Source organism: uncultured Campylobacter sp. (assembly GCF_937997595.1).
In the GTDB taxonomy this organism is placed as follows: domain Bacteria; phylum Campylobacterota; class Campylobacteria; order Campylobacterales; family Campylobacteraceae; genus Campylobacter_B.
The window spans coordinates 1-1,266 of the sequence record NZ_CALKTS010000269.1; the positions used below are offsets into that span (position 1 = coordinate 1).

Consider the following 1,266-nt stretch of genomic DNA (forward strand, 5'->3'; position numbering starts at 1 on the left):
ATAGTCCGCGCACAAGCAAGTTTATTTCGTCCGCTTACCTCAAAAACGCTCAAGCCCCATTTTTAAAATTTACGCCTCAATCGGACTTAGGAGATTTTGACAAACGGCGCGATCTATTTTGAGGCGCCCGATAATACGTATATAAAGCGAGTAAATTTAAGAATTTAATGCGGATGGCTTGGCTTGCGATTTAATAAATTTTATCTTTCGCTCTCTTTTTTAGCTTTGACCGCTTCATAAAGTTCGTCGATCGATGTCGCGGACGAGCCAGAGTATTTCTGCGCCGCTCGCATAGTCTTTTTGCCAAATTTACCGTCGAGCGCCGCACCTTTAAACATCAAGCTGTTCTGAATATAATAGATCTTATCTTGCTGCGTCAAATACTGCTGCGTTTGTTGCACTTGCACCTCGGATTTAAGCTCTTTGGGCTGCTCCTCTTCATAATTCAAAGCCCCCGCCAAATAGCCCAATGCCGCCGCACCGATCAACGGCACGAAGGTTGATACCATAATGCTGCTCGAATCTTTGGCAAGTTCGTTTAAAATTTCTTTTGAAAGAAAGAACACAAAGCAGCCTATAATAAAAGCGATTATGTTATTTATGCCGAACATAAACCCCGCTATTATGATTAAAATACCGATAATGAGCTCGCCGCCCAAGCGACTTGTTAAATAATAGCTTATCAGGAAATTATTCACGATATATCCTTTTTATAAATGCTCCATTTAGATTGAAAGGCATAAATTTTATTGATGCTAAAAGTCTCTAACAAATCTCGGTTCGTGATCCTCGGAATCTTTGCGTGCCGAGACTAGACAGACTGCGCCGGTGCCTATTATTACCGCACTTACGACTATGAATCCTTTTACCAAACCGTAAATACCGATAAAGATAAGTATCGCGCCGCCCACGAACAATTTAACCCAAGCTCTACCATAATGGATCTCCGCCTGGCATTCGCTGCATATAACCGCACCATATCTGACGTCATCCTTGCCGCAAAAAGGGCATGTTAAATAATCCGGATGTTCGCTCTCTGCCATAAATTTCTCCTTCGAAAAATATGGCTATATTATATATGAGATGGACTTAATAATTTAAAAATAGAGTAATTTTAGCGGCTCTACGCCGCTAAAATTTAAAGATTTTCGAATGGGTTTGTGACCACGTCTTTGCGATCGACAATGTAAGGTATAAGGGCTGCTTGGCGTGCGCGCTTGATAGCCTTTTCTACCATCTCTTGGTATTTTTTGCTGGTGCCGGTTA

At 41.6% G+C, this 1,266-nt stretch carries 3 protein-coding genes; all 3 read right to left on the reverse strand.

Annotated elements, in window-relative coordinates; genetic code table 11:
* Window positions 1-200 precede the first annotated feature (200 nt).
* Window positions 201-698 (reverse strand): hypothetical protein, encoded by a 498-nt coding sequence (locus Q0614_RS08770; RefSeq protein ID WP_298788092.1) that lies wholly within the window; start codon window positions 696-698, stop codon window positions 201-203.
* Between the two features lie 57 nt (window positions 699-755).
* The gene (locus Q0614_RS08775) at window positions 756-1,043 is read right to left on the reverse strand and encodes a hypothetical protein (RefSeq protein ID WP_298788093.1); all 288 of its coding nucleotides are present in this window, start codon (window positions 1,041-1,043) and stop codon (window positions 756-758) included.
* Window positions 1,044-1,138: 95 nt separating this feature from the next.
* Window positions 1,139-1,266, reverse strand: a 128-nt coding sequence (gene rpsR, locus Q0614_RS08780; protein WP_298788095.1) for a 30S ribosomal protein S18, incomplete at its 5' end; no start/stop codon positions are given.